Genomic DNA, 25484 nt, shown 5'->3' with positions numbered 1-25484 from the left:
GCGGCTGATTCTACGGCGCGGGATCCACGTAGTGCTGGAAGCCGTAGCGCGTGTGCGGTCCGATCGCGCCGAACTCGAACAGGCCCTCGCCCTCCTCCGTGCGCCCGTCCGGGTGCCGGACGGTGCAGGTCGCGAGGTACTCGACCGGGACCAGCATGGTGAGGTTCACGTCCAGGTCGGGCACGCGGAAGCGCCGACCCTCGACCTTCTCCTCCCCCTGCCACATGCCGTGCCGCCAGTCCGCATCGAGGCCGTAACCGGTGCCGAAGCCGAAGTGGTTCGCCGTGAGGATCGCGATGTCGACCTCGGTCCGGGCACCGTCGGTGCCGGTGAACGCGAGCCGGGCGGCCCGGGCCTGGCGGGTCCCGGAGACGAACTCGATGTCGTGCGCGACGTGGCCGAGCCAGCGGGGCTCGGAGCCGTCGTGCGGGATCCAGGTGGCGTCCTCGACGACCGGCCGGCCGCGGACGTCCTCCTGCAGGACCACGCAGATCGTGGCCTCGGGCAGGCGCAGGACGGAGTAGATCCAGAAGAAGTTGCCCGCCTCGGTGACGCGGCGGCCGGGCGGCTCGGCCTCGCCGACGGGCCGCACGCCCCACGACCGGTCGCGGTTGCCGCGCCAGTCGCTCGCGTCGAACCGTTCGCCGTCGACGGTCAGCTCCCCCGCCCAGGACCCGACCTGCACGAACCGCTGCGTGTCGAAGGTGACCCGCTCGAGCTGCCGGTGGAAGTGCCGCGGCTCCAGGTGCGCGGGCCCGGTCGCCGTGAACGTCAGATCGAACGCGAGGTCGTAGTCCGCGCCGGGATCGAGCGCCACCCGGAGGCGCTGCAACCCGTCCAGCACCTCCAAGCGCATCGGTCCGACGACCGTGTCCGTGCGGTCCGCGCCGAGCGCCCTCGACGCACGGAAGACGATCTGGTCGTCGCGGTACCGGGCGACGGCGAAGCAGTCCACCACCCCCAGGTTCGGGTACACGCCGAGGCCGAGCACCAGAAAGGGTGCGCTCGCCGTACCCGAGTGCGCATTGAAGTAGTAGCGGTCGTAGAAGTTGCGGTCCGAGGTCGCGGGGTGTCGGATCACCTCGGCGACCTGGTGGATCGGGAGGTCGTCCGCCGGCGACAGCGGCGAACCGGCCCACTGCGCGGTCACGGCACCGCCTCCCAGTAGGTCCCGTCCAGCATCTTCTCGATGCTCGCGCGGTGCAGGATCATGTCGTCGGGGTTCTCGGGCGCCGCGGAGGCTCCGAAGTCGATGGCGCGGGTCTGGATCCGGTACATGATCACGCCGTGCACGATCGCGGCGTACGCGGTGTAGAAGTCCATGTCGCGCGGGACATGACCGGTGCGGTCGGCGTACCGTCGTTCCACGTCCTCGCGGCGGAGGAACCCGGGCAGGCCGGGCAGCCCCGCGAGCTCGGCGAGGTCCTGGAAGAAGCGGTGCAGGTACACGAACCAGCCCAGGTCCAGTTCGCACGGCCCGACGGTGGCCATCTCCCAGTCCAGCACCGCGACCGGGGTGTTGCCGGAGTACATCAGGTTGCCGATCCTGGCATCGCCCCAGATGAGGACCGCGTCGGCATGGCCCGGAAGGTGCTCCTGCGCCCACGCGAGCGCTCGGTCCAGGATCGGGGCCCGACGGTGCCCCTCCGCCGCCCAGTCGTAGAACTCCCGGACCCGGCGCAGGTGCGCGGCCAGAGCGCTCTCCCCCGGCTCCGGCATCGGGATCCCGCCGTCCGGCGGGGTGACGCCGTGGATCATCGCGAGGACATCGACCGACGCATCGCCGAACTCGCGCAGGTCCGCGTCGGTGGCGTCGGGTCGCCAGGCGCCGAAGGTGTAGGGCATGACGTCCGGCGGAACCTCGCCGTCGATCCGGTCCATGACCAGAAAGGGCGCCCCGATCACGGACGGATCCTCCTCGACCCACAGGCACGACGGCGCCGCCACCCCGTACGTCAGCACGTGGCGCATGACCGCGAACTGGGCCGGCAGGTCGTAGGTCGGGAACACCGGATCGGACTCGGGGCGGGGCGCGACGCGGATCACGAGACGCCGCTCGCCGTCGCCGAACCGGACGGCGGCGAGCAGGGTCTCGCTGGACATCCCGTTGCCCTCCGGCAGCTGCAGATCGAGGATCTCGGCATCGGCGTCCCGGGCCGCGAACCAGCGCTGCAGGCGCCCGCGCACCTCGTCCGGGGTGCGCTGCGACGAGGCCGGGCGGGCCTGCTCGGCGAAGGTGTCCGATTCGCTCATGTGGGTCAGGGTAGATCCGCGACCCCCTTGCTAGAACATGTTTCAGAATTTCGACGCGATCCGGCGCGTAAGCTGGCCGGGTCATGAGTACCGTCGCCACGCTCGCACGCCGCGCCACCGCCGGGCCCGCCCAGGGCTTCGCGGTGTGGTCCGCGGCCTGGCTCGCAGGATCTGCGGGCACCGATGAGTTGCTCGCCGCGCTGAGCGAATGGGCACCCGTGCAGTCCGTCGTCGACGGCGATCTCCCGGACCTGCTGGCCGAGATCCGCGGGCTCGAACCGCACACCGTCCGGCTGCTGCTGCCCGCGCCGGGCGACGCCCGCGGACTCCCCGCCGGGACCGACCTCGAACAGGCCGCCATGGCGCGAGGCGAGGTCGTGGTCTTCGACGGCGCGTCCTCGTCGATCGCCCTGGTTCCCGTGCCGGAGGCCGCGGATGTGATGCGCTGGCAGGCCTACCTGCACGAACCCGCCCTGGCGGACCCCGACCCGATGCCGCTGGGCGGCGCCGAACAGGAGCTGCGCGGCGCGGTCCGGGAGGCACCGTCGGCCCTGGCCGGCCTGCCGCCCGCGCCGGACTCGTCCGACGATCCCCGGCGCCTGGTGATGGAGCTGACCCGCTACCTCGGCGCCCACCGGCTGCCGCGCAGCGCGTCCGAGCGTGCGCACCGGGTGCTCGACAGCGCCGGAATGGTCGAGGCGATCCTACTGGTCGCCGGCGCGGAGAACCCGTACGCCGGCCTCACGCTGGCGTCCGCACAGGGCGGCGACGCGGCGTACCGGGACCTGTGGCGCACCGTTCGCGCCGCCCGCGTGGCTGCGGTCAACGCGGTGTGCCGCGACGAACTGCGCGGGTGAACCCGGACCACGCAGTCGCTGCTACGTGCGAGTCGGGCGCCGGACCGCAGGGCAACAGCCCTCCACGCAGGCGGCACCGTCGACGCTGACGCCGAGCCCGGCCGACCGGCCGGCATCCGCGTCCTCGACCAGGTCGGCGACCATCGCGGCGAACCGCGGGTCACCGATCGGGGTGGCGGCGCGTGCGAAGGGCAGGCCGAGCTCCGCCGCGAGATCGCGGGCCTCGGTATCCAGATCCCAGATGACCTCGAGATGGTCGGAGACGAAGCCGATCGGCACGACCGCGACGCCGGGCACCCGCTCGTCCCACAGCGACCGGACGTGGTCGCAGATGTCGGGTTCGAGCCACGGCACCTGCGGCGGGCCGGAGCGGGACTGCCAGACCACGTCGTGCTCGAGGCCGAGCCGGGCGGCGACGTTCGCGGCTGCCTCCCGGACCTGGCGGGAGTACAGGTTCGACACCCCGGGCGGACCGGCATTGACGTCCGCGGCCTCCGGGATGGAGTGCGCGGTGAACACCAGACGCGAGCCGACGGGCACCGTCGCCAACGCCGCTGCGGCGGCGTCCGCGAAGCACTCCAGGAACAGCTCGTGATCGTAGAACTGGGGCAGCTTCGTCAGCCTCGGCGCGCCGGCACCGACGGCGGCACGCGCGCGGGCGATGTCCTCGTCGTACTGGCGGCAGCCGGAGAAGCCTCCCCACGCGGACGTGGCGAAGACCAGCGCGTTCCGCACGCCGTCGTCCTTCATCCGCGCGACTGTGTCCTCGACCATCGGATGCCAGTTCCGGTTCCCGAAGTACACGGGTAGATCCCGGCCCCGGCGGCCGAACTCCTCGGAGACCGCCGCGATCAGCGCGCGGTTCTGCCCGTTGATCGGCGAGACGCCGCCGAACCGCAGGTAGTGCTGTTCGACGGCGTCCAGGCGCTCGGGTGGTACGCCACGACCACGCACGACGTTCTCGAGGAAGGGCCGTACGTGGTCGGGGTGCTCGGGCCCACCGAAGGAGAGCACGAGCAGCGCATCGTGGCTCACGACTGCGCGTTGATCATTTCCTCGGGGAACCAGGTGTTGTGGCTGGCGCCGCCGTCGACGTAGACGATGGAGCCGGTGGTGCCGGGCAGCCAGTCGGAGAGCAGCGCGCAGATGCTCTTGCCCACGACCTCCGGGTCGTCGACGTTCCAGCCGATGGGCGAGGCGCCGTCCCAGTACTGGTTGAGCATGTTGAGCTTCTTCGCGTCGTCCGTCGCGGTGCCCGAGATGGCCTTGGCCGCAAGAGTCTTGATCGGGCCCGCGGCCACCAGGTTCGACCGGATCTTCTTCGCGTAGCCGACCTCGCGGGCGACGTAGCGGTTCACCGACTCGAGCGCCGCCTTCTGCACGCCCATCCAGTTGTAGTCGGGCATCGCGGTGCGGGGATCGAAGTCCATGCCCACGATGGAGCCGCCCTCGTTCATGACGGGCAGCACGGCGCGCGCCAGCGAGGCGTAGCTCCACGCCGAGATCTCGAAGGACTTCGCCACGTCCGGGCCGGGGCCCTCGAGGAAGGGCACGGCGTCCGGGCCCATGAGGGTGCGGGGCGCGAAGGCGATGGAGTGCAGCACGCCGTCGATGCCCTCGGGCGCGAGCTCGCGGACCTTGTCGGCCAGGGTCCCGAGGTACTCCTCGTCGGTGATGTCGAGCGGGATCGCCGGCGGCACCTCCTGCGGCAGGCGCTTGGCGATGCGGTCGATCAGGCGGAGCCGGTCCGGGATGCCGGTGATGATCACCTTGGCGCCCTGCTCCTGGGCCACCTTGGCGGCCGAGAACGCGATGGAGGCATCGGTGATGATGCCGGTGATCAGGATGGTCTTGCCTTCGAGCAGTCCGGTCACGGACGTGCCTCCTTCAGGTTTTCGGGTGCTGCGTGGCTGGTTCGACGGTGCGCCGTCGGGGTGTCTCCGGGACGGCCTAGTGGCCCATGCCCAGGCCACCGTCGACGTTGATGACGTTCCCGGTGACATAGGCCGAGTCGTCCGAGGCGAGGAACGAGACCACCGCGGCCACGTCCTCGGGCTGGCCCATCCGCTTGGCGGGGATGGCCTGCTTGACGGCGGTCTCGACGTACTCGGCCGGGAGCTCGCGGGTCATGTCGGTGTCGATGAGGCCCGGGGCCACCACGTTCGCCGTGATGTTGCGCGCGCCCACCTCGCGCGTCACCGAGCGGGCGAGGCCGATGACGCCGGCCTTCGAGGAGGCGTAGTTCGCCTGGCCGGGGGTGCCCATGAGGCCGACGACGGAGCCGAGGTAGATGAACCGGCCCCACCGCTTCTTGAGCATGTCCCGGGTGGCGGCCTTGGTGACGCGGAAGGCACCGGTGAGGTTGGCGTTGATGACCTTCTCGAAGCTCTCGACACTCATCCGCATCAGGAGCGTGTCGTCGGTGACGCCGGCGTTGGCGACGACCACCTCGACGGGGCCCTGGTGCTCGGCGACGGCCTTGAACGCGGCCTCGACGGAGTCGTTGTCGGTGACGTCGCACTGGACGCCGAACAGGCCCTCGGGGGCGCCCGAGCCGCGGTGGGTGACCGCGACCTTGTGCCCGTCGGCGGCGAGGCGCTGTGCGATCGCGAGGCCGATGCCGCGGTTACCGCCCGTGACGAGGACGGACCGGGGCGTGAATTCAGATGTCGACATGGAAGACAACGTATCAATCGCCCGCGTGGGCGGGGAAATCTCCGGGTGTCCCGCAGCGTGTCACGGCAGCCGCCGGTTGTACGCCACGGCGCCCGCCGCACCCAGGACGAGCAGCACCGTGCCCCAGAGCACCCACACCCGGGAGTTGTCGCCCTTCTGCATCTCCCAACCGATCTCGTCGCGCAGCGTGCCGTAGGCCTGGTTGAGGTCGCTCAGCGACGACGCGGAGAAGAACTGCCCGCCGGAGAGGTCCGCGATCTTCTTCAGGGAGGCATCGTCGACGGGGACGGGGATGTTCTGGCCCTCGATGCTGACGGTGCCGCCCGGCGTGCCGAAGGAGATCGTGGAGATAGGGATGCCCTCCTCCTTGGCCTTGCGCGCCGCGGTGAAACCGCCGCGGGGATCGTCGAGGTCGGTCGGCACGGTCTGCTTGCCGTCCGATTCCAGGATGATCCGGGCGGGCGGCGCGTTGTCCTTGCCGCCCAGCACGTCCCGGATGTTCTTGATCGACTGGATCGCGGCGTAGATGCCCTCACCGGTGGCGGTCCGCTGCGCGAGGTCGAGGTGGTCGATCGCGTTGGTGGCCAGCGAACGGTCCGGCGTCGGCGAGACCAGCAGCTGTGCGGTGCCGGCGAACGAGACGATCCCGAGATTCATCCCGGTGGGCAGTTCGCCGACGAACTTCTTCGCCGCCTCCTTGGCAGCGTCGAGCCGGTTCGGGCTGACATCCGTGGCCTGCATCGACAGGGAGACGTCGATCACCAGCACGACCGTCGCCCGGCTGCGGGGCACCTTGCGCATGGCCTGCGGCCCCGACAGCGCGATCATCATGAGGATCAGCCCGATGCTCAGCAGCGCCAGGGGCACGTGCCGCCACCGACTGCGCCCCGGGGGCGCCACCGAGTCGAGCACCGTCATGTTCGCGAACTTCAGCGCGCGCTTGTCCCGGCGCCGCTCGTTGTAGACGTATCCGGCCACGATGGCCAGCACCACCAGGATGCCCAGCAGCCAGATCGGGTCGGCGAGCGAGGTCAATCCGCCCATCTAGGAAGCACCAGCCAATCCGCGTCGTCGGGCGGCGACGAACCGCACGATGTCGGCCAGCCAGTCGCGGTCGGTGCGCAGCTCGAGGATCGGCGCGCCCACCCCGCGCAGCGTCCGGGCGACCTGCGCGCGATGCGCCTGCGCCGCCGCGGCGAACCGCACCTGCAGGTCCGGCGTGACGGTGAGCTCCCGGACGGCGCCGGACTCGGCGTCGCGCAGCGCGATCTCGCCGACCGCCGGCAACTCGACATCGCGGGGGTCGAGGACCTCGACGGCCAGCACCTCGTGCCGAGCGGCGAGGCCCCGCAGCTCGCGGACGTAGTCCACGTCGCCGAGGAAGTCGCTGATCACCACGATCAGGCCGCGCGGCTGCTCGGGCCGGCGCAGCGCATCGAGCGCGATGCGCAGGTCACCGCGGGTGCCCTCGACGGCCCGGGGCGCCGTCGCGATCGCCTTGAGCACCTTCTGCCGCTGCGCGCGGCCCGCCGCGGGCTGCACCCGGACGAGCTGTGCGCCGTTGGTGACCAGGCAGCCCACGCGGTTCGCCGCGCCGCTGACCAGGTGGACGACGGCGGCCGACGCGGCCACGGCGAGGTCGCGTTTGGTGCCGCCGGTGGACCCGAAGTCCATCGACGCGGACAGGTCCACCACGATCCAGGTCTGCAGCTCGCGGTCGGCGATCATCTGCCGCACGTGCGGGTGCGTGGTGCGGGCGGTCACGGACCAGTCCATCAGCCGGACGTCGTCGCCCGGCGTGTACGGGCGCGACTCCCCCGGCTCGGAGCCGGGGCCGGGCAGCAGGCCCTGGTGATCGCCCTTGAGGACGCCGTCGAGCCGACGCCGGACCAGCAGTTCGAGCGTCTTGAGCGACGCCTGCATGCGGGACTCGTCGACCTCGCCGCCGGCGAAGCTCGGGAGCGGGGCGTGCGGCATCGTCAGCCCCTGGGCTGCTGCGCCGCCGCGAACTGCTGCTGCGCCTGGTGCGGTTGCTGCGGCACGGCCTGCCCGACGACCTGCGGCAGCGCGACGGTCTGCAGGACCCGGCCGATCGCCTGGTCGGGAGTCACCTCGTCGGCCAACGCGTCGTAGCTCATGACCAGACGGTGCCGCAGCACGTCCGGGATGATCTCGACGACGTCCTGCGGGACGACGTAGTCGCGGCCGCGGAGCAGCGCGAGGGCACGCGCAGCGGCGACGATGCCGAGGGTCGCACGGGGCGAGGCGCCGTAGGTGATCCAGGAGGCGACGTCGTCGAGCCCGAACTCGCGGGGCGTGCGGGTCGCGGCGATCACCCGGACCACGTAGTCGACGAGCGCGTGGTGCACGAAGACCTCGCTCGCGGCGCGCTGCAGGCGCTGCACGGTCGCGGGGTCGAGCACCTGGGACGGGGTCGGCGGGGTGGTGCCCATCCGATAGACGATCTCCCGCTCCTCCTCGATCGAGGGGTAGCCGACGACCACCTTGAACAGGAAGCGATCGCGCTGCGCCTCCGGCAGCGGGTAGACGCCCTCGTTCTCGATCGGGTTCTGCGTGGCGAGCACCAGGAACGGATCGGGCATCGGGTAGGTCTTGCCGCCGATCGAGACCTTGCGCTCGGCCATCACCTCGAGCAGCGCCGACTGCACCTTCGCGGGAGCACGGTTGATCTCGTCGGCGAGCAGGAAGTTCGCGGAGACCGGCCCGATCTCGGTGTCGAACTGCTCCTTGCCCTGCCGGTAGATGCGCGTACCGACGAGGTCGGAGGGCACCAGGTCGGGGGTGAACTGAATGCGGGAGAAGGAGCCCCCGACGACCGTCGCGAAGGTCTCGACCGCCAGGGTCTTCGCGACGCCCGGGACGCCCTCGAGCAACACGTGGCCCTTGGCCAGCATGCCCACGAGGATGCGCTCGACCAGCTGATCCTGGCCGACGATCACGCGCTTGACCTCGTACACGGCCCGCTCCAGCAGCTTGACCTCATCGGTCGAGGCGGCGCCGCCCGTCCCGTTCTCCAGCCCCTGAGAATGCGTCACGCAAGACCCCTTCGTCGTCGTTCCCCCGGCCCGCGCGGGCCCGTCCGATCCGGGCCGTCGCGGCCCACTCCCACGAGAGTACGCAATCGCCGGCGGTCAGCTGTTGATCACGCGGACGCCCTGCGACAGGAAGGTCGAGGCGTCGAAGGGCGCGATCCGCACGGCGCCACCGGACTGGGGCGACTCGAGGATCTGGTTGTTGCCCAGGTACATGGCGACGTGCTGCGTGCCGCCCGGACCGCGGAAGACCATGTCGCCGCGCTTGAGCTGGCTGATCGGCACCTTGTTGCCGGTCGTGTACTGGTACCCGGAGTACTTGGGCAGCGCGATGCCGACGGCCGCGTACATGTAGGCCATCAGGCCGGAGCAGTCGAAGCCGACGCGGTTGAAGTCCCCGTAGCTGTCGGCGACGCCACCGTCGCGAACGCCCTTGGTCGCGCCGTTCCAGCTGCCTCCGCCCCAGGCGTACTGCACGCCGATGACCGACATGCCCCGCTGGATCACGGTCTCGATCATCTGCGCGCCGGTCATGCCCGAGGCGTTGGTGGCCGCCTGCGCGGCGGGCGCGGCGGCGGCCGGGGCCGCCTGCCCCGTCACGGCACCGAACGGGTTGCTGAACAACGACGAGGCCTGGCCGACGATGCCCTGGGCGAAGGTCCGGGCCGCGACCAGCGGATCCGCGGACGCACCGGTGCCCGTCTGCACGGGGGCCGCTGCGGCCGGCGCCGCGGGGGCGGTGATCTGCTGGGTCTGCTGCTCGTCAACGACGTACTGCGCGTAGATCTTCTGCTGCGCGGCGCGGCCATCGGCGCGCTTGGCCTCGTCGAGGGCGTGCTGTGCGAGGGTGCGCTGGGCCGTGAGCCTGGTCTGCTCCTGCTCCTGCGTGCCGAGCGCGGCCACCGTCGTGGTGATGGAGTCCTCGGCCGTCTTCTTCCGCTCGACCGCCGCGGCGGCGGCGGAGTCGGCCTGCACCTTGGCGGCACGGGCGGCGGACTGGGAGGCCTCGGCGCGGACCTTCGCGGCCTGCAGATCGCCCAGGGCGACGCGCTGCTTGTCCGCCACGATCCGCAGGGTCGTCGCACGGTCCACGGCGACGCCGGGGTCGGCACCACCGAGGGTGTTGACCAATGCGCCGGCACTGTTGCCCTGCTCGTACGCGGCGCGCACGACGGTGTCGAACGTGTCCTGGGCCGTCTTGATCCGCGCGTTCGACTCCGTCACGGCGGTCTCGGACACCTTCACGGCGCCCGTCGCGGCGCGCGCCGCGTCCTGTGCGGACTGCAGGTCCACCACGGCGCGATTGACCGACTGGCGCTTGGTCGCAACGTCTCCGCGCAGGTCCGCGATGCGCTGGTCGGCCTGCGCGATGCGGTCGACCAGGGCGGCGACGACGTTCGCGGGATTCGCGTTGTCGCCGCCGGGCTCGGCCATGGCGGATCCGGTCGCCGCGACGGTCCCGACCACCAGCGAACCGGTGGCGACGACCGCGAGCAGCGACCGCGTGGCGATGTTCGTGGCGGGGTGTGCCGTACGCCTCAAGGTGTCTCCCTCAACTCAAGACTCGTTCATACCCGATGAGTACGCGTGTGCCACACGCACAACATTGGCTTCAGAAGTACCGTACGGCACTTTCGCAACAATAGAAAACAGTAATCACAAATTACATACGTGTGAGTCATCAAAAATGCACACTGAACTGCATCGACGATGCAAAGGGTGAACGATTCCGGATCGGACGTCCGTAGCGAATCACACAGCTGGAATTTCGAATGAATGTGCGCTATTCGTTCGACGGAGCTGCCGTGGCACCATTCTTTTCGACGGTGCCCGACGGTCCGGCGGGCGCGGTCGCGGACCGGCGGGCGGCGTCGACCGCGCGGCTGCGCGTGCGGGTCACGGAGCGCGCCACTCCGGCGAGCGCCGCGACGAAGAGGATCAGCGCGACGGTGACGGCCGTCCACGGGAAGGTGGCGTCGTGCGCGACGTCCACGAAGTCCTGGGTGGCCTTCGGCGGATTGTTGAGCGCGAGGCGACCGGTGTGGCCGTCCTGCGCCTTCTCGATCTGGAACCGGCTCAGCTGCGTCGAGTACCCGGCCACCTGATTGGGCGACATCACGAGAATCGTCATCGCGTCCTCGCCCTTGGCCTTCATGTCCTTGCCGACCTGGGTGCCGAGGTCGCGCAGCGAGGTGTCCGGGTTGTAGTCGTGCGCGAGGACGACCACCTTGAAGTTCTCGATACCCTTGGCCCGAGCGTCACGGACGACGGCGACGAGCTGAGGAACAGAGTCCTGGTGCGCCGGATTGAGCACGGCGACGCCGTCGTGCGCGAGGTCCGCCTCGAGGGCCGAGAGGTCCACGTCGGCGGGTACAGCGGTGATGATCGGCACGGGCCCCATGGCCCTCACAGTACGACACGCCCACGGCCGGACCCGGAACGAGGCACAATGAGCTGCGTCCCGGGAGGTTCAGCCCAATGACCTATCACAGGACAAGCGTACTGTATTATCGGTTTCAGGCACCGACACAGCCCGTCGGTGCACACCACAAACGTTGAGTGGAGCTGACGTGAGCAACAGCATCGATTCCTTCTCGTCGCGCGGCACGCTCGAGGTGGGCGATCAGTCGTACGAGATCTTCCGCCTCAGCGCCGTGCCCGGCACCGAGAAGCTGCCCTACGCCCTCAAGGTCCTCGCGGAGAACCTGCTGCGGACCGAGGACGGCGCGAACATCACCACCGATCACATCAACGCCCTGGCGAACTGGGACCCCTCGGCGGAGCCGAGCGTCGAGATCCAGTTCACGCCGGCGCGCGTGATCATGCAGGACTTCACGGGTGTCCCGTGCATCGTCGACCTCGCCACCATGCGCGAGGCCGTCACGGCGCTGGGCGGCGACCCGAACAAGGTCAACCCGCTCTCCCCCGCGGACATGGTCATCGACCACTCGGTGATCCTCGACGTGTTCGGCACGGCCGACGCCCTCGAGCGCAACGTCGATCTCGAGTACCAGCGCAACGGCGAGCGCTACCAGTTCCTGCGCTGGGGCCAGGGCGCGTTCGACGACTTCAAGGTCGTCCCCCCGGGCATGGGCATCGTCCACCAGGTCAACATCGAGTACCTCGCGCCGGTCGTCATGACCCGCAACGGTCAGGCCTACCCCGACACCTGCGTCGGCACCGACTCGCACACCACGATGGAGAACGGCCTGGGCGTCCTGGGCTGGGGCGTCGGCGGCATCGAGGCCGAGGCGGCCATGCTGGGCCAGCCGGTCTCCATGCTGATCCCCCGCGTCGTCGGCTTCAAGCTCACGGGTGAGATCCAGCCGGGCGTCACCGCGACCGACGTGGTGCTCACCGTGACCGACATGCTGCGTCAGCACGGCGTCGTCGGCAAGTTCGTCGAGTTCTACGGCAAGGGCGTCGCCGAGGTGCCGCTCGCCAACCGCGCGACCCTGGGCAACATGAGCCCCGAGTTCGGCTCCACCGCGGCGATCTTCCCGATCGACGGCGAGACCATCAACTACCTGCGCCTGACCGGCCGCACCGACCAGCAGCTCGCGCTCGTCGAGGCGTACGCCAAGGAGCAGGGCATGTGGCACGACGCGGACCACGAGCCCGCGTACTCGGAGTACCTCGAGCTCGACCTCAGCACCGTCGTGCCGTCGATCGCCGGACCGAAGCGTCCGCAGGACCGCATCCTGCTGTCGGAGTCGAAGACGGCCTTCCGCAAGGACATCCACAACTACGTCGAGCAGAACAACCCCGCGCCGCACACCCAGTTGGACGAGGCCATCGAGGAATCCTTCCCGGCCTCGGATCCGGCCAAGCTCAGCTTCGCGGACGACGGTGCCGTTCACGTTCATTCCGCCGCCAACGGCGCCGAGGGCCGTCCGTCCAAGCCGGTCACCGTGACCGGTGAGCGCGGCACCTTCGTGCTCGATCACGGCGCGGTCGCGGTCGCGGGCATCACCTCCTGCACCAACACCTCGAACCCCTCGGTCATGCTCGGTGCGGCGCTGCTCGCCCGCAATGCCGTCAACAAGGGCCTGACCACCAAGCCCTGGGTCAAGACCAACATGGCGCCGGGCTCGCAGGTCGTCACCGACTACTACGAGAAGGCCGGCCTGTGGCCGTACCTCGAGAAGCTCGGCTACTACCTCGGCGGCTACGGCTGCACCACCTGCATCGGCAACACGGGCCCGCTGCCCGACGAGATCAGCAAGGCCGTCAACGACGAGGACCTGACCGTGGTCGCGGTGCTCTCGGGCAACCGCAACTTCGAGGGTCGCATCTCCCCCGACGTGAAGATGAACTACCTCGCCTCGCCGCCACTGGTCATCGCCTACGGCCTCGCGGGCACGATGGACTTCGACTTCGAGACCGACTCGCTGGGCACGGACCACGACGGCAACGAGGTCTACCTCAAGGACATCTGGCCGTCGGCGCAGGAGATCGACGACACGATCAAGAACGCCATCAGCCAGGACATGTTCCGCAAGTCGTACTCGACCATCTTCGCCGGTGATCACCGCTGGCAGAACCTGGACACCCCCGAGGGCGACACCTTCCAGTGGGACCAGGACTCGACCTACGTCCGCAAGGCGCCGTACTTCGACGGTATGACGATGGAGCCCGCGCCGGTCACCGACATCTCGGGCGCCCGCGTCATGGCGCTGCTGGGCGATTCGGTCACCACCGACCACATCAGCCCCGCCGGCCCGATCAAGCCCGGCACCCCGGCCGCGCAGTACCTCGACTCGCACGGCGTGGCCCGTAAGGACTACAACTCGCTGGGTTCGCGGCGCGGTAACCACGAGGTGATGATCCGCGGCACGTTCGCGAACATCCGCCTGCAGAACCGGGTCCTGGACACGATCGGCCTCGAGGGCACGCAGGGCGGCTACACCCGCGACTTCACCCTGGAGGGCGGCCCGCAGTCGTTCATCTACGACGCGTCGCAGAACTACCAGGCCGCCGGCATCCCGCTGGTCGTCCTGGGCGGCAAGGAGTACGGCTCGGGCAGCTCGCGCGACTGGGCGGCCAAGGGCACCAGCCTCCTGGGCGTCAAGGCCGTCATCGTCGAGTCCTTCGAGCGCATCCACCGGTCGAACCTGATCGGCATGGGCGTCGTGCCGCTGCAGTTCCCCAAGGGCGAGTCCTGGAAGACCCTGGGCCTCGACGGCACGGAGACCTTCGACATCGCGGGCATCACGGAGCTGAACAACGGCGTCACGCCGAAGACGGTGCACGTGACCGCGACGAAGACGGACGGCACGAAGGTGGAGTTCGACGCGGACGTCCGCATCGACACCCCCGGTGAGGCCGACTACTACCGCAACGGCGGCATCCTGCAGTACGTGCTGCGGAACATGGTCAACAGCTGATCGACGATCGTCGACCACGAGTGACGGCGGGTCCGGCCCCTGCGGCCGGGCCCGCCGTCCCCGTTCCATCAGGAGCATCCAATGCCCAAGGTGAGCGATGACCACCTCGCCGCACGCCGCCGTCAGATCCTCGACGGTGCGCGGACCTGCTTCGCCGAGTACGGCTACGACGGTGCCACGGTGCGCCGCCTCGAGGCCGCTACCGGACTGTCGCGGGGCGCGATCTTCCATCATTTCCGCGATAAGGACGCGCTGTTCCTGTCCTTGGCCCGGGAGGACGCGGAGCGGATGGCCGATGTCGCGGCCGAGCAGGGCCTGGTCCAGGTCATGCGCGACATGCTGGCCCACCCCGAGCGTTTCGACTGGCTCGGTACCCGGCTGGAGATCGCGCGTCGGCTCAAGAACGACAACGACTTCCGCGCGGAGTGGACCGAGCACAGCACCGAGCTGACCGACGCCACCCTGCGCCGGCTGGAACGACAGAAGCAGCGGGGCCGGCTGCGGGACGATCTCCCGACGGGCGTCATCCTCGCCTATCTGGACCTCGTGCTCGACGGCCTGGTCACCCACCTCGCGTCCGGCCGGCCGACGGCGGGCCTCGAGGCCGTGCTCGATCTGGTCGAGGCGAGCGTGCGCCGGACGGAGCCGTAGCCCCGGCCGATCGACGCTCGCCGGCGCGTCACCGCCCTTCGGGCGGAGTGGCGAACAGGAACACGGCACCCCCGGGATCCGTGGCCGACCCCATGGTCCCCCACGGCGTCACCTCGGCCGACCGCAGGATCTGTCCGCCGGCATCGGCGATGCGCTTCGCCGCGGCATCGGTGTCCTCGACGGTGATGTAGACCTGCCAGAACGACGGCGTCCCGTCGCCGAAGACGCCCGAATCGAACAGCGGCGCGGCGTCCATGATCCCGGCGACGCCCGCCTGCGCGCCGGCGGGGCCGACGAGCACCTGGCTGTACCGGTCGGGACCGAAGGAGCCCTCCGTGCCGCCGCTGCCGATCTCCTCCAGCGTCCACCCGAACACCTTGCGGTAGAAGGTGAGGGACGCGTCGTAGCTGCGGCTCATGCAGTCGAACCAGTACGGCGTGCCCGGGGCGCCCCGCTCGACGAATCCCGCGTGGGTGCCCGGCTGCCAGACGCCGATCGCGGCGCCGACGGGGTCGATGACGAAGCCGAACCGACCGAGGTCACCGACATCGGACGCGGGGACGATCACCGACGCGCCCGCCGCGACGGCCGCGTCGAGCGAGGCCGCCGCATCGTCGGTGCGCAGGTAGGTGGACCACATGTCGCCCGGCCCGTCCCCACCGTCGACCGCGCCCATCAGACCCGCGACGCGATTGCCGTTCACGCGGAAGTTGCGGTACCCCCCGAACTCCGGGTTGGGCGGCTCCGCCTCCCAACCGAACACCGCGCTGTAGAACTCCACCGCGGCATCGACATCGGAGGTCATCAGGTCGATCCAGACGGGCGCACCCACCGGCGCCGTGTACTCGGTCATGAGGTCAACGCTCGCACACCGCACCGACAAGTTCCAGAGGCATCGCCGATCGAGTCTGCGATCGCGTGGCCCGCGTCAGATCCCGGCCACGCCCCGGGCGTCCCGGTACACCGCCGCGACGCCGCTCGCGGACATCGGCGCGGATTGGATCTTGGCGTCCGAGGCGACGACGGCCTGTAGCGTGATCCCGGCGACGAGGAAGTCCGCGACCGACCGCCGGGTGTGATCGGCAGAGGTCACGAGCACCGCGCCGTTACCGAAGCCGTTCTGCCGCATGAGCACGGCCGTGTTGATCGCATTGGCCTGCGTGGAGCCGGCGCTCTCCTCGGTGTAGATCCGGGTGCCGGACACGCCCTGCGCGAGCAGCCACTCCTTCATGGCGGCCGCCTCGGTCTTGCCCGCCTTCGGGGCCCCGCCCGTGACGATGATCGGGAACGCCGGGTACGCCTGCGCGACCGCGAGCCCCTTCGTCAGCCGCTCGACGAGGATCGGCCGCATCGCACCGTTGTCCTCGAGGCCGAAGCCGAGGATCACGATGGCGGTGCCGGCCGCGACGCCGCCCGGCACCTGATCGGTCAGCGGGAACGTGAGCGCCTTGTTCACGTTCGTCATCACGGCGACGACCTTCTGCGCCTGGTCGACGGGCATCTGATTGATGGCCGTCTGGGCACCGGCGGTGTCGCCGGCCGCCTGCCGCTCGAACGCCTGGTTCGTCAGGGCCGTCGTCGACGCCGTCGAGGTCGACGGTGCCGCCCCCGCCGGCCCGGCGGCCAGGGTGGCCGCCACCGCGACGGCGGCCGTCAACGAAACGATCGAACGAAGTAATCCAGAGACACGCATGTCTGCCCTCCGTGACAAATGAGTCTACCGGTGGGAAACTACACTACTGAGGTGTGTGATGCACGTGTGACTAGTTGGTCGATGACCTCCGCGACTACTTGACCTCCCAGCTGTCGGTCCCGTCCATCGGGCCGACCTTGAGAGTCAGCGTGCCTGTCGACCCGTCGGCGCCCTTCACCGGACAGGTGAACGAGGTGCCCGGCTCCGCGGCTTTCAGACCCGTCCCGCAGTCGATCGTCACGGACTGCTTGACCTGTTGCGTCACCTGCGGCGCGAGCTGCGTTCCGACCGTGGCGAGGTTGTACAGCTTCTTCGTCGTCACGAAATCGACGTTCATATCCTTGTCCTTGACAGTCACCTTGACCGGCACGGTGACCTCGCCGACCTTCGCGTCGCACGTGAAGGTCGCGCCGGGCTTCGGCTTGTCATCGGACTTGTCGCAGGTGACCGAGTCGACCTTCTGCCCCAGCTTCGAGTACTCGGTGTTCAGCTTGTCTGTGATCTTCGATTCCAGCTTCCCGAAGTCCACCTTCGTCCCGAACATCGAGCAACCCACCGTCAGGGGTGCGACGGCGGCGAGGGCGACAGCACCAGCGATCTTCGTCTTCATGAACCGGACACTAGTCGACCTCACCCCTGGACGAGCACAAGTCCGGCGCAACGCGCCGCGCGACGTAGCACCGACCGCGGATCTGTGCTTGAGTGAATCCTGTGGGGGTGGATCGCTGGACGCGTGAGCAGGTGCTGGAGCTCGCGCCGGACGTCTCGTCGGCTCGGGCGGGTGAGAAGCTGAGCGCGGCCGCGCCCTGGTCGGACACCGGAACCACGGCGACCGCGGTCTGGGGCCAGTGCCAGGGCAGCGGCAAGCGGCCGTATCAGACCGTCGTGGAGCTCGCGGAACCCGCGTACAAGTGCTCGTGCCCGTCGCGCAAGTTCCCGTGCAAACATGCACTCGGGCTCCTGCTGCTCTGGTCCGACGGCGGCGTTCCCGACGCGCGGGAGCCCGCGGACTTCGCCGCGACGTGGCTCGATTCCCGCAGCAGGCGGCGCGAGCAGGCCGTCGAACGGGCCGCCGCCCCCAAGGACCCCGAGCGCGCCGCCCGCACGGCGGCCCAGCGCACCGAGACCGTCGCGGGCGGCATCGCGGAACTACGGCTGTGGCTGCTCGACCAGGTGCACGGCGGGCTCTCGGGAATGGACGGCGACGCGTACTCGCGCGTCGATCCCCTGGCCCGCCGGCTCGTCGACGCCAAAGCTCCGGCCCTCGCCGCCCGCGTGCGGCGCCTACCGCAGACCGTCGTCGGCGCGGGCTGGCCAGACCGACTCCTCCGCGAGTTGGGACTGCTCTGGATGCTCACCGAGGCCCACTCACGCCTGGACTCGCTCCCCGAGGACATCGCCGGGGCGGTCCGCCGCCACGTCGGATACCCGGTGGCATCGGCCGACGTCCTCGCGGGTCCCGCGGTCCACGACGCGTGGACGGCCTTGGGGCGCACCGAGACCGTCGAGGAGAACGTCACGACCCGGCGGACCTGGCTGCACGGCGAGGAGACCGGCCGGTGGGCGGTCATCCTCGACTTCAAGGTCCGCGGCGGACCGTCGCTCCCCCGCCGCCCCGCGGTGGGTGCCACCGAGGTCGGGCCGCTGGCCTTCCACCCGGACGGTCTGCGCGCGCTCGTCGCCGGGGACATGTCGGGCCGCCGGCCCGCGGTTCTGAGAGCCGGGGTCACCTGCGAGCGGGCCCGCGCGGACCGCGCCCGACGGTGCGCCGCCGACCCCTGGGTCGTCGACCACCCCGTGCTCCTGGCCGGAACTCCCGCCGATTCGGTTACCCCGCACCTGGTCGACCGCGACGGCCTCGCGGTCCCGCTGCGGGTCACGGACGAGGCGTGGTGGACGCTGCTCGCCGTCTCCGGCGGGTCCGAGGTGGTCGTCGCGGGCCTCCTCGACGGTGCGGCACTGACTCCGCTGTCGGTCCTGGCGAACGACAAGGCGGTCGCACTGTGAGCGCCGAGCACTGGTCGGCGACGGTGTCCGCGGCGCTGCTCGGTACCGGGACCCGCCGCGCCGAACGCACGGATGCCGATCCCGTGATCGCCGGCGCGCTCGCCCGGGTTCCCGCGGACGCGGCGCCGAACACCCTCGTCCTGCACACCGCCGCCCTCACCGCGACCGCCGTCAACGCCGAAGGCGCCCCACCGATCCGGGGACTCACGCCGCTCCCGGCCGCCGACGAGGACCCGCGTCCGGCGATGCCGCGCGCGCTGGCCGGCACCGTCGTCACCGCGCTGCGCTACCCCGGCAGCGAGACCTGGTGCCTCGGACGCGTCGCCGACGCCGGGCTGCGCGCACCGACCGACCTCATCCCCCGGCTCCTGCGCTTCACGGCCGATCGTCCCCGCGCGGCCGCACCGGTGGCCGTCCTCGTCGGGCCGCGCGGCGCCTGGCTCGCGGCGGCGGCACCGTCGATCGGTGCCCGCCTCGACGTGGACCGTCCCGACCCCGCGGACTGGGACAGCGACTCCGACGAGGCGCGGGCGCGGTACGTGCGCGCCGTCCGTCGCACCGACCCGGCCGCGGCGACGGAGCTCGTCGACGCGGCCTGGAAGGACGCGCGGGTCGCCGGCCGCGCCGCGCTCCTGCGGGCACTGGCGGTGATCGCGGCCGGCCCCGGCGACGACGTACTCCTCGAGCGCGCGCTCGACGACCGGAGCAAGGAGGTCCGCGCGGCGGCGCAGGAGGCGCTGGTCGGCGGTGTCGGCACGTCGTACCACCGACGGATGTACGACCGGGCGCGCGAGCACGTCTCCGCGGGTCGCGGCCTGCTCGGCGGGCTGAAGCTCTCGGTCCGGCCGCCGGACGGACTCGACGCGGCCGACACGCGGGACGGCATCGTCGGGCATCGATCCGGGATGGGGTGCACGTGGCGCAGGCAGTGGGCCGACCAGATCACCGCGGCGCTGCCGCTGGCGGACTGGGAGGACCTGCTCAGGGCGGCACCGTCGGATCTCGTGACGGCGCGCGACGACCGGGACGACCTGCTGCCCGGTTGGATCGCCGCCGCCGCGCTCCGCCCGGACCCGCGCTGGATCGCCGCGCTCGCCACCACGGGCGCACCCGGCGCCCTGGCGCTGTTGCCCGGCCCGTGGCCGCCCGACCTCGCCGATCGGGTGGGCACGGTCCTGCACAAGGCGGGGCAGGGCACCGACTGGCAGCTCGACGAGGGGATCGAGCCCTTGCTCGACGCCGCTGCCGCTCGGCTCCCCGTGGGCCCGGGATCGCCCTGGCCGGACCGGGCCGCGCAGATCCTCGCCGCCGCATCGCCCGTGCGCGCCCGGTACTTCGCCGCCCTACCCGAGATCCTCCGCCTGCGAACCGCCATCGAACAGGAGCTGCCATGACCGCCACCCCGACCGGCGACACCACCGACCTGCTGCGCCCGCACGCCGAACAGGTGTACGCCGCCGAACTCGCGGCGCTCGCCGAGCAGGACTCGGCGGCGCGCCCCGCACACTGGCGCCTCTCACCGTCCGCCGTCGTCGACTACCTCTGCGGCACCACACTTCCCGACGGTGCCGTCGTCACTGCGAAGTACATCGGCCCGCGACGCCTGATGGAGGTGGCAGTGGCGACACTGGCCACCGACCGGGCGCTGCTCCTCCTGGGCGTGCCGGGCACCGCGAAGACCTGGGTATCGGAGCACCTCGCCGCGGCGATCAGCGGCGACTCGACGCTGCTCGTCCAGGGCACCGCGGGCACGCCGGAGGAGGCGATCCGGTACGGCTGGAACTACGCCCGGCTGATCGCCGAGGGGCCCAGCCGGGAGGCGCTCGTCCCGTCGCCGATCATGACTGCGATGGCGGAGGGACGCGTCGCGCGTCTCGAGGAGCTCACCCGCATCCCGTCGGACGTGCAGGACGCGCTCATCACGGTGCTCTCGGAGAAGACCCTCCCCGTTCCGGAGTTGGGCACGGAAGTGCAGGCCGCCAAGGGGTTCTCGCTGATCGCGACCGCGAACGACCGGGACCGCGGGGTCAACGAGCTCTCGTCCGCGCTGCGCCGGCGGTTCAACACCGTGGTCCTCCCCCTGCCCGCGACGGCGGACGACGAGGTGCGGATCGTCTCGCAGCGAGTGGCCTCCCTCGGCCGCGCGCTCGATCTCCCCGAGCTCCCCGCCGCGGCGGACGAGATCCGCCGCGTCGTCACCGTGTTCCGGGAGCTGCGGTCCGGGCTCACCGAGGACGGCCGGACGAAGGTCAAGCAGCCCAGCGGCACGCTCTCCACCGCGGAGGCGATCTCGGTCATCACCCACGGCACGGCGATGGCGGCCCACTTCGGTGACGGCGTCCTGCGGCCCGACGATGTCGCCGCCTCGATCCGGGGCGCCGTCGTCAAGGATCCGGTCGCCGATTCCGTCGCGTGGACCGAGTACCTCGAGTCGGTCGTGCGGGAGCGGCCCGGCTGGTCGGACTTCTACCGCGCGGCGCGCGAGACCCACTGACGCATGACCTCCGGGGCGCAGGAAGCGCAGGTGCACGTCCTCGGGATCCGGCACCACGGTCCGGGTTCCGCGCGGGCGGTCGTGGCGGAGCTCGAGCGGCTCCGTCCGGACGCGGTGCTCATCGAGGGGCCGTCGGACGCGTCGGAACTGCTCGCCAACGTCGTCGATCCCGACCTCGTGCCGCCCGTCGCGCTGCTGGGCTACGTGGCCGACGATCCCGCCACCGCCGCGTTCTGGCCCTTCGGTGTGTTCTCGCCGGAGTGGCAGGCCGCCCGCTGGGCCGTGGCGAACGAGGTCCCCGTCGAGTTCTGCGACCTGCCCGCGGCACAGTCGCTCGCCGCCCCCACGGAATCCGAGCCCCCGCACGCGGACGGCCTCCGCGCCGACCCGATCGCGGCACTCGCGGCGGCCGCGGGTTACGACGACCCCGAGCGCTGGTGGGACGATGTCATCGAATCCCGCGGCGAGGGAGATGTTTTCGAGTCGCTGGCCGAGGCGATGCGCGCGGTCCGCGAGCAGGTCGAGGCCGCGCCCGCCGACGATGTCGAACCCACCCGCGAGCAGCGCCGCGAGGCGTTCATGCGCAAGTGCCTGCGCGCGGCGCGCAAACGCGACGGGGTGCGCTCCGTCGTCGTGGTGTGCGGAGCGTGGCACGTTCCCGCGTTGACGGGCACCCTCCCTCCGGCGGCCGCCGACAACCGGATCCTCGCGGGGGCGCCCAAGGTGCGGGCCCGGTCCGCGTGGGTGCCGTGGTCGTACTCGCGCTTGTCCGCCGCGTCCGGATACGGCGCCGGCGTCACGTCCCCGGGCTGGTACCACCACCTGTTCACCACCGAACCCGACGAGGTCGTGGTGCGGTGGCTCACGCTCGTCGCCGAGCTGCTCCGTGCGGAGGACGTCCCGGTCTCGTCCGCGCACATCATCGAGGGTGTCCGGCTCGCCGAGACCCTCGCCGCGCTGCGCCGCCGGCCGCTCGCGGGCCTGGCCGAGGTCGACGAGGCCGTCCTCGCGGTGCTGTGCGACGGTGCGCCGGCCCTGGCCGAGCTGGTGCGGGAGCGGGCCGTCGTCGGCGAGCGGCTGGGCGCGGTGCCGCAGCACCTTCCCGTCGTGCCCCTGCAGGCCGACCTGGATGCGACCGCGCGGACCCTGCGGCTCAAGCCCGATGCGGCGGTCAAGCAGCTCGTGCTCGACCTGCGCAAACCGAACGATGTGGCGAAATCCCGTCTGCTGCATCGCCTCCGCGTCCTCGGGATCGAGTGGGGCGATCCGGCCGAGACCACCGGCAAGGGCACCTTCAAGGAGGGCTGGGCGCTGCAGTGGCGGCCGGAGCTCGCCGTCGACGTCGTCGTCGCATCCATCTGGGGCACGACGGTGCCCGACGCCGCCGTTCGGCGCCTCGAGGCCCTGGCGGAGGAAGCGACGACGCTCGCCGAGGTGACGGGCGCGCTGGAGGTCGCGCTCGTGGCCGACCTCCCACCGGCCGTCACTCGGTTGCTGCGCGCGATCTCGGACCGCGCGGCCGTCGCGCACGACGTCGACGCGCTGATGGCAGCGCTGCCCGCGCTCGGCCGGACCCAGCGCTACGGCGATGTCCGCGGCACCGACACCGCGGCACTCGCCGAGGTCTCCTCCGGTCTCCTGCTCCGGGCCTGCGTGGGCCTGCCGTCCGCCGTCACGGGGCTCGGCGACGAGGCCGCCGGCGCGCTGGCCGGACGGGTCGATCAGGTGGAGGAGGTGATCGGTCTCCTCGGCGACACCGACCGCGACCGCTGGTATACGGCGCTGCTCACCGTCGCCGACCGCGCCGACGTCCACGGCTCCGTCGTCGGCCGGGTGACGCGACTGCTGCTCGACGCCGGCGCGATCTCCGGCGAGGACGCCGCGCTGCGCCTGCACCGGGCCCTGTCCGCGGGCGCGGACACGACGGCCAAGGCCGCCTGGATCTCCGGCTTCCTCGGCGGCAGCGGCATCGTGCTCATGCACGATCCGGCGCTCCTCACCGTGCTCGACGGCTGGCTGCTCTCGCTCGGCGAGCAGGAGTTCGTCGACGTCCTGCCCCTACTGCGGCGGACCTTCGGCGATTTCGACGCCGGCGTGCGGCGCAACATCGGCGACCGCGTCGTCCGGCTCGGGGACGACCCCGGCACCGTCGACGCCGAGTCCGCAACGCTCGATGCCGCACTGGCCGGGCCGGCCGTCGCGACCGCGGCGCTGCTCCTGGGACTGACGGAGGTGCCCGCATGAACGAACGGGAACGGCGCTGGCGGCTGCTGCTCGGCTCGTCCGCGTCCGGGCTGCCCACGCCCGCCGGGACGGATGCGCGGATCGACAAGGCGCTCGGCGCGCTCTACGACAACGACGGCCGCCGCGGCGGTCTCGGTGCCTCCGCGCCGTCCGTCGTGCGCTGGCTCGGCGACATCCGGGAGTACTTCCCCTCGACGGTGGTGCAGGTCGTCCAGCACGACGCGGTCGAGCGACTGGGCCTGCATCAGCTGCTGCTCGAGCCCGAGCTGATGGAGGCCGTGGAGCCGAACATCGACCTCGTCACCACCCTCATCACGCTAGGCCGCGCGATTCCGGAGACCTCCAAGGCGACGGCCCGCGCCGTGGTGCGCAAGGTGGTCGAGGAGGTGGAGAAGCGGATCGCCGACCGGACCCGAGCCACCGTCGGCGGCGCCCTGAACCGGGCCGCGCGCACCCACCGGCCGCGTCTGCGCGATGTCGACTGGAACCGGACGATCGCCGCGAACCTCAAGAACTACCTGCCGGAACAGCGGACCGTCGTACCCGAACGGCTCGTGGGATACGGCCGGCGGTCCCAGGCCGTGTCGAAGGACATCGTGCTCGCGATCGACCAGTCGGGCTCGATGGCCGCGTCGGTCGTGTACTCCGCGGTGTTCGGGGCGGTGCTCGCGTCGATGCGGTCCGTGCGCACCTCGCTCGTGGTGTTCGACACCGAGGTCGTCGACCTCACCGACCAGCTCGACGATCCCGTCGACGTCCTGTTCGGGACGCAGCTCGGCGGCGGCACCGACATCAACCGCGCCATCGCCTACTGTCAGGGCCTGATCACCCGGCCGCAGGAGAGCATCTTCGTGCTCATCTCCGACCTCTACGAGGGCGGCGTCCGGGAGGAGATGCTCACCCGGGTCGCGCAGATGCAGGCCGCGGGGATCCAGGTGGTCGTGCTGCTGGCACTGTCCGACGAGGGCGCGCCCTCCTTCGACCGGGAGATCGCGGCGGCGTTGTCCGACATGGGAATCCCCGCCTTCGCCTGTACCCCCGACGCCTTCCCGGACCTGTTGGCCGTCGCCCTGAACCGCGGCGACATCATCCGCTGGGCGGATCGGAACGAGCTAAGCAAGCGAGGGATGTCGGACTGACCGCCGATCGCGTCACCACGGCGAGCCGAGGACCTAAGTCTCCTGGTCACCGCTGTCGCCGACCGCACCAACCGTGCGACGTGCGACACGTTCCTGTGCGGCGCGATAGATCTGCGTGATCCTGTGCTGCAGTTCCTCCTTCGGAGGTAGAGCCGTCCAGTACTCGGCGACTACGATGCCGTCCTTGTGCATCTCGAGCAGTTCGATCTGATCCCGGCTCGCCTCGGTGCAGAGGATCAGGCCGAGCGGGGCCTCCTCGTCGTCTCGGCGCTCGTAGCGATTGAGCCACTTGAGGTACAGGTCCATCTGGCCCTTGAATGCCGGACGGAACTTGCCGACCTTGAGTTCGACCGCGATCAGCCGGCGGAGCGGGCGGGAGTAGAAGAGCAGGTCCAGCGTGAAGTCGTCGTCACCGACCGTCATCCGTTTCTGCCGGGCGACGAAGGTCCACCCGTTGCCGACCTCGAGGAGGAAGGTCTCCATCTCGCGGATGAGAGCCTCTTCCAGGTCCCGTTCGGCGTGGACGTCCTTGAGGCCGAGGAAGTCGAGCAGGTACGGATCCCGGAAGCTGTCCAGCGGCACCGCCGACCCGCCCGCGGTCTGTGCGTTCGCGATCTCTCGGCGCTCGAAACCCTGCCTCCCGATCAGCTCTCGGAGCGCACGGACACTGAGTCGCGCATCGAGCGCCTGCTGGACGTAGAAGGCTCTCGCCTCAGCCGAGTACACGGGCAGGAGCACCTTGAAGTGGCTCCAGCTCAATTGTTGCCCCAGCGTGGCCACAATCTCCTGAGCGTATTCGGCACGTTCACCGGCGAGTACCTCCGTCTCGACGAGACAACCGATCTGCCAGTTCATCAGCGTCAGAGCTACGTTCGCCTGCGTCGCGACGCAGTGCGCGTGTCCTCGATCAAAACCGAGACTTGCTCGAACAGCTCGCCCGAGCCCCTCGCCGCTACCAACTCTCCCATGTCCCCGTCCCTCCGCTGCCGTCCTACGGACGACGCTATCGGGGACGTATGACATGTTTTGC

The 25484-nt window shown here is 70.8% G+C and carries 22 protein-coding genes; 8 read left to right on the top strand and 14 right to left on the bottom strand.

Features of this window, described 5'->3' with window-relative positions; all coding sequences use genetic code 11:
- Positions 1–10: 10 nt before the first annotated feature.
- Positions 11–1150, bottom strand: a complete 1140-nt coding sequence (locus HF999_RS01010) for an Rv3169 family protein (RefSeq protein ID WP_168544078.1) — start codon at positions 1148–1150, stop codon at positions 11–13.
- Positions 1147–2253 carry a phosphotransferase family protein gene (locus HF999_RS01005; RefSeq protein WP_168544077.1) on the bottom strand — a complete coding sequence of 369 codons (1107 nt, stop codon included), beginning with the start codon at positions 2251–2253 and terminating at the stop codon, positions 1147–1149. The genes HF999_RS01010 and HF999_RS01005 overlap by 4 nt, the downstream gene beginning before the upstream one ends.
- 83 nt (positions 2254–2336) lie before the next feature.
- On the opposite strand from HF999_RS01005, the gene HF999_RS01000 reads away from it, so the two are divergent.
- Entirely contained in the window at positions 2337–3110 is a 774-nt protein-coding gene (locus HF999_RS01000) for an Rv1486c family protein (RefSeq protein ID WP_168544076.1), read from the top strand.
- 21 nt (positions 3111–3131) lie between these two features.
- Here the strand turns inward: HF999_RS01000 and HF999_RS00995 are convergent, their stop codons facing one another.
- From HF999_RS00995 to HF999_RS00960, 8 genes are all read right to left on the bottom strand, one after another.
- Positions 3132–4145, bottom strand: a complete 1014-nt coding sequence (locus tag HF999_RS00995; RefSeq protein ID WP_168544075.1) for a ferrochelatase — start codon at positions 4143–4145, stop codon at positions 3132–3134.
- A complete protein-coding gene (gene inhA / locus HF999_RS00990; protein ID WP_168544074.1) occupies positions 4142–4984 on the bottom strand; it encodes an NADH-dependent enoyl-ACP reductase InhA in 843 nt (280 codons plus the stop codon). The genes HF999_RS00995 and inhA overlap by 4 nt, the downstream gene beginning before the upstream one ends.
- 76 nt (positions 4985–5060) lie before the next feature.
- Positions 5061–5786 (bottom strand): 3-oxoacyl-ACP reductase FabG1, encoded by a 726-nt coding sequence (fabG1, locus tag HF999_RS00985; RefSeq protein ID WP_168544073.1) that lies wholly within the window; start codon positions 5784–5786, stop codon positions 5061–5063.
- A gap of 60 nt (positions 5787–5846) precedes the next feature.
- Complete coding sequence (locus tag HF999_RS00980; protein ID WP_168544072.1) at positions 5847–6830, bottom strand: VWA domain-containing protein; 984 nt, start codon at positions 6828–6830, stop codon at positions 5847–5849.
- Complete coding sequence (locus HF999_RS00975) at positions 6831–7763, bottom strand: DUF58 domain-containing protein (RefSeq protein ID WP_168544071.1); 933 nt, start codon at positions 7761–7763, stop codon at positions 6831–6833.
- Between the two features lie 2 nt (positions 7764–7765).
- A complete protein-coding gene (locus HF999_RS00970) occupies positions 7766–8929 on the bottom strand; it encodes an AAA family ATPase (RefSeq protein ID WP_376766466.1) in 1164 nt (387 codons plus the stop codon).
- Positions 8930–8938: 9 nt separating this feature from the next.
- Positions 8939–10381 carry a C40 family peptidase gene (locus HF999_RS00965; RefSeq protein WP_168544069.1) on the bottom strand — a complete coding sequence of 481 codons (1443 nt, stop codon included), beginning with the start codon at positions 10379–10381 and terminating at the stop codon, positions 8939–8941.
- Positions 10382–10622: 241 nt separating this feature from the next.
- Entirely contained in the window at positions 10623–11240 is a 618-nt protein-coding gene (locus HF999_RS00960) for an Rv1476 family membrane protein (protein WP_168544068.1), read from the bottom strand.
- 169 nt (positions 11241–11409) lie between these two features.
- Here HF999_RS00960 and acnA point away from each other — a divergent pair, with 169 nt between their 5' ends.
- Entirely contained in the window at positions 11410–14226 is a 2817-nt protein-coding gene (gene acnA / locus HF999_RS00955; protein ID WP_168544067.1) for an aconitate hydratase AcnA, read from the top strand.
- 81 nt (positions 14227–14307) lie between these two features.
- A complete protein-coding gene (locus HF999_RS00950; protein ID WP_168544066.1) occupies positions 14308–14877 on the top strand; it encodes a TetR/AcrR family transcriptional regulator in 570 nt (189 codons plus the stop codon).
- Between the two features lie 28 nt (positions 14878–14905).
- Here the strand turns inward: HF999_RS00950 and HF999_RS00945 are convergent, their stop codons facing one another.
- The 3 genes from HF999_RS00945 to HF999_RS00935 form a co-directional block, all read right to left on the bottom strand.
- Positions 14906–15730 (bottom strand): VOC family protein, encoded by an 825-nt coding sequence (locus tag HF999_RS00945; RefSeq protein ID WP_168544065.1) that lies wholly within the window; start codon positions 15728–15730, stop codon positions 14906–14908.
- Positions 15731–15805: 75 nt separating this feature from the next.
- Positions 15806–16534, bottom strand: a complete 729-nt coding sequence (locus tag HF999_RS00940) for a YdcF family protein (RefSeq protein ID WP_168544064.1) — start codon at positions 16532–16534, stop codon at positions 15806–15808.
- A 130-nt stretch (positions 16535–16664) separates the two neighbouring features.
- Positions 16665–17180, bottom strand: coding sequence for a DUF4333 domain-containing protein (locus tag HF999_RS00935; protein WP_168544063.1), 516 nt, complete (start codon positions 17178–17180; stop codon positions 16665–16667).
- A 107-nt stretch (positions 17181–17287) separates the two neighbouring features.
- Between HF999_RS00935 and HF999_RS00930 the strand changes: the two genes are divergently transcribed.
- Genes HF999_RS00930 through HF999_RS00910 form a run of 5 tightly spaced genes read left to right on the top strand, consistent with a single transcriptional unit; the run spans position 17288 to position 24454 of the window.
- Positions 17288–18577, top strand: a complete 1290-nt coding sequence (locus tag HF999_RS00930) for an SWIM zinc finger family protein (RefSeq protein WP_312853964.1) — start codon at positions 17288–17290, stop codon at positions 18575–18577.
- Complete coding sequence (locus tag HF999_RS00925) at positions 18574–19971, top strand: DUF5691 domain-containing protein (RefSeq protein ID WP_168544061.1); 1398 nt, start codon at positions 18574–18576, stop codon at positions 19969–19971. Before HF999_RS00930 ends, HF999_RS00925 begins: the two co-directional genes overlap by 4 nt.
- The gene (locus HF999_RS00920; RefSeq protein WP_168544060.1) at positions 19968–21071 is read left to right on the top strand and encodes an ATP-binding protein; all 1104 of its coding nucleotides are present in this window, start codon (positions 19968–19970) and stop codon (positions 21069–21071) included. Before HF999_RS00925 ends, HF999_RS00920 begins: the two co-directional genes overlap by 4 nt.
- A 3-nt stretch (positions 21072–21074) precedes the next feature.
- Positions 21075–23315 (top strand): DUF5682 family protein, encoded by a 2241-nt coding sequence (locus HF999_RS22140; protein ID WP_210733314.1) that lies wholly within the window; start codon positions 21075–21077, stop codon positions 23313–23315.
- Positions 23312–24454: a VWA domain-containing protein gene (locus HF999_RS00910; RefSeq protein WP_168544059.1), complete on the top strand. Its 1143-nt coding sequence runs from the start codon at positions 23312–23314 to the stop codon at positions 24452–24454. The genes HF999_RS22140 and HF999_RS00910 overlap by 4 nt, the downstream gene beginning before the upstream one ends.
- A gap of 33 nt (positions 24455–24487) precedes the next feature.
- On the opposite strand, the gene HF999_RS00905 is transcribed toward HF999_RS00910, so the two are convergent.
- Positions 24488–25477: a PDDEXK nuclease domain-containing protein gene (locus HF999_RS00905; RefSeq protein WP_210733313.1), complete on the bottom strand. Its 990-nt coding sequence runs from the start codon at positions 25475–25477 to the stop codon at positions 24488–24490.
- Positions 25478–25484 lie beyond the last annotated feature (7 nt).

Source organism: Tsukamurella spumae (assembly GCF_012396015.1).
Taxonomy (GTDB): Bacteria; Actinomycetota; Actinomycetes; order Mycobacteriales; family Mycobacteriaceae; genus Tsukamurella; species Tsukamurella spumae.
This window is presented reverse-complemented; position numbering and strand designations above follow the sequence as displayed.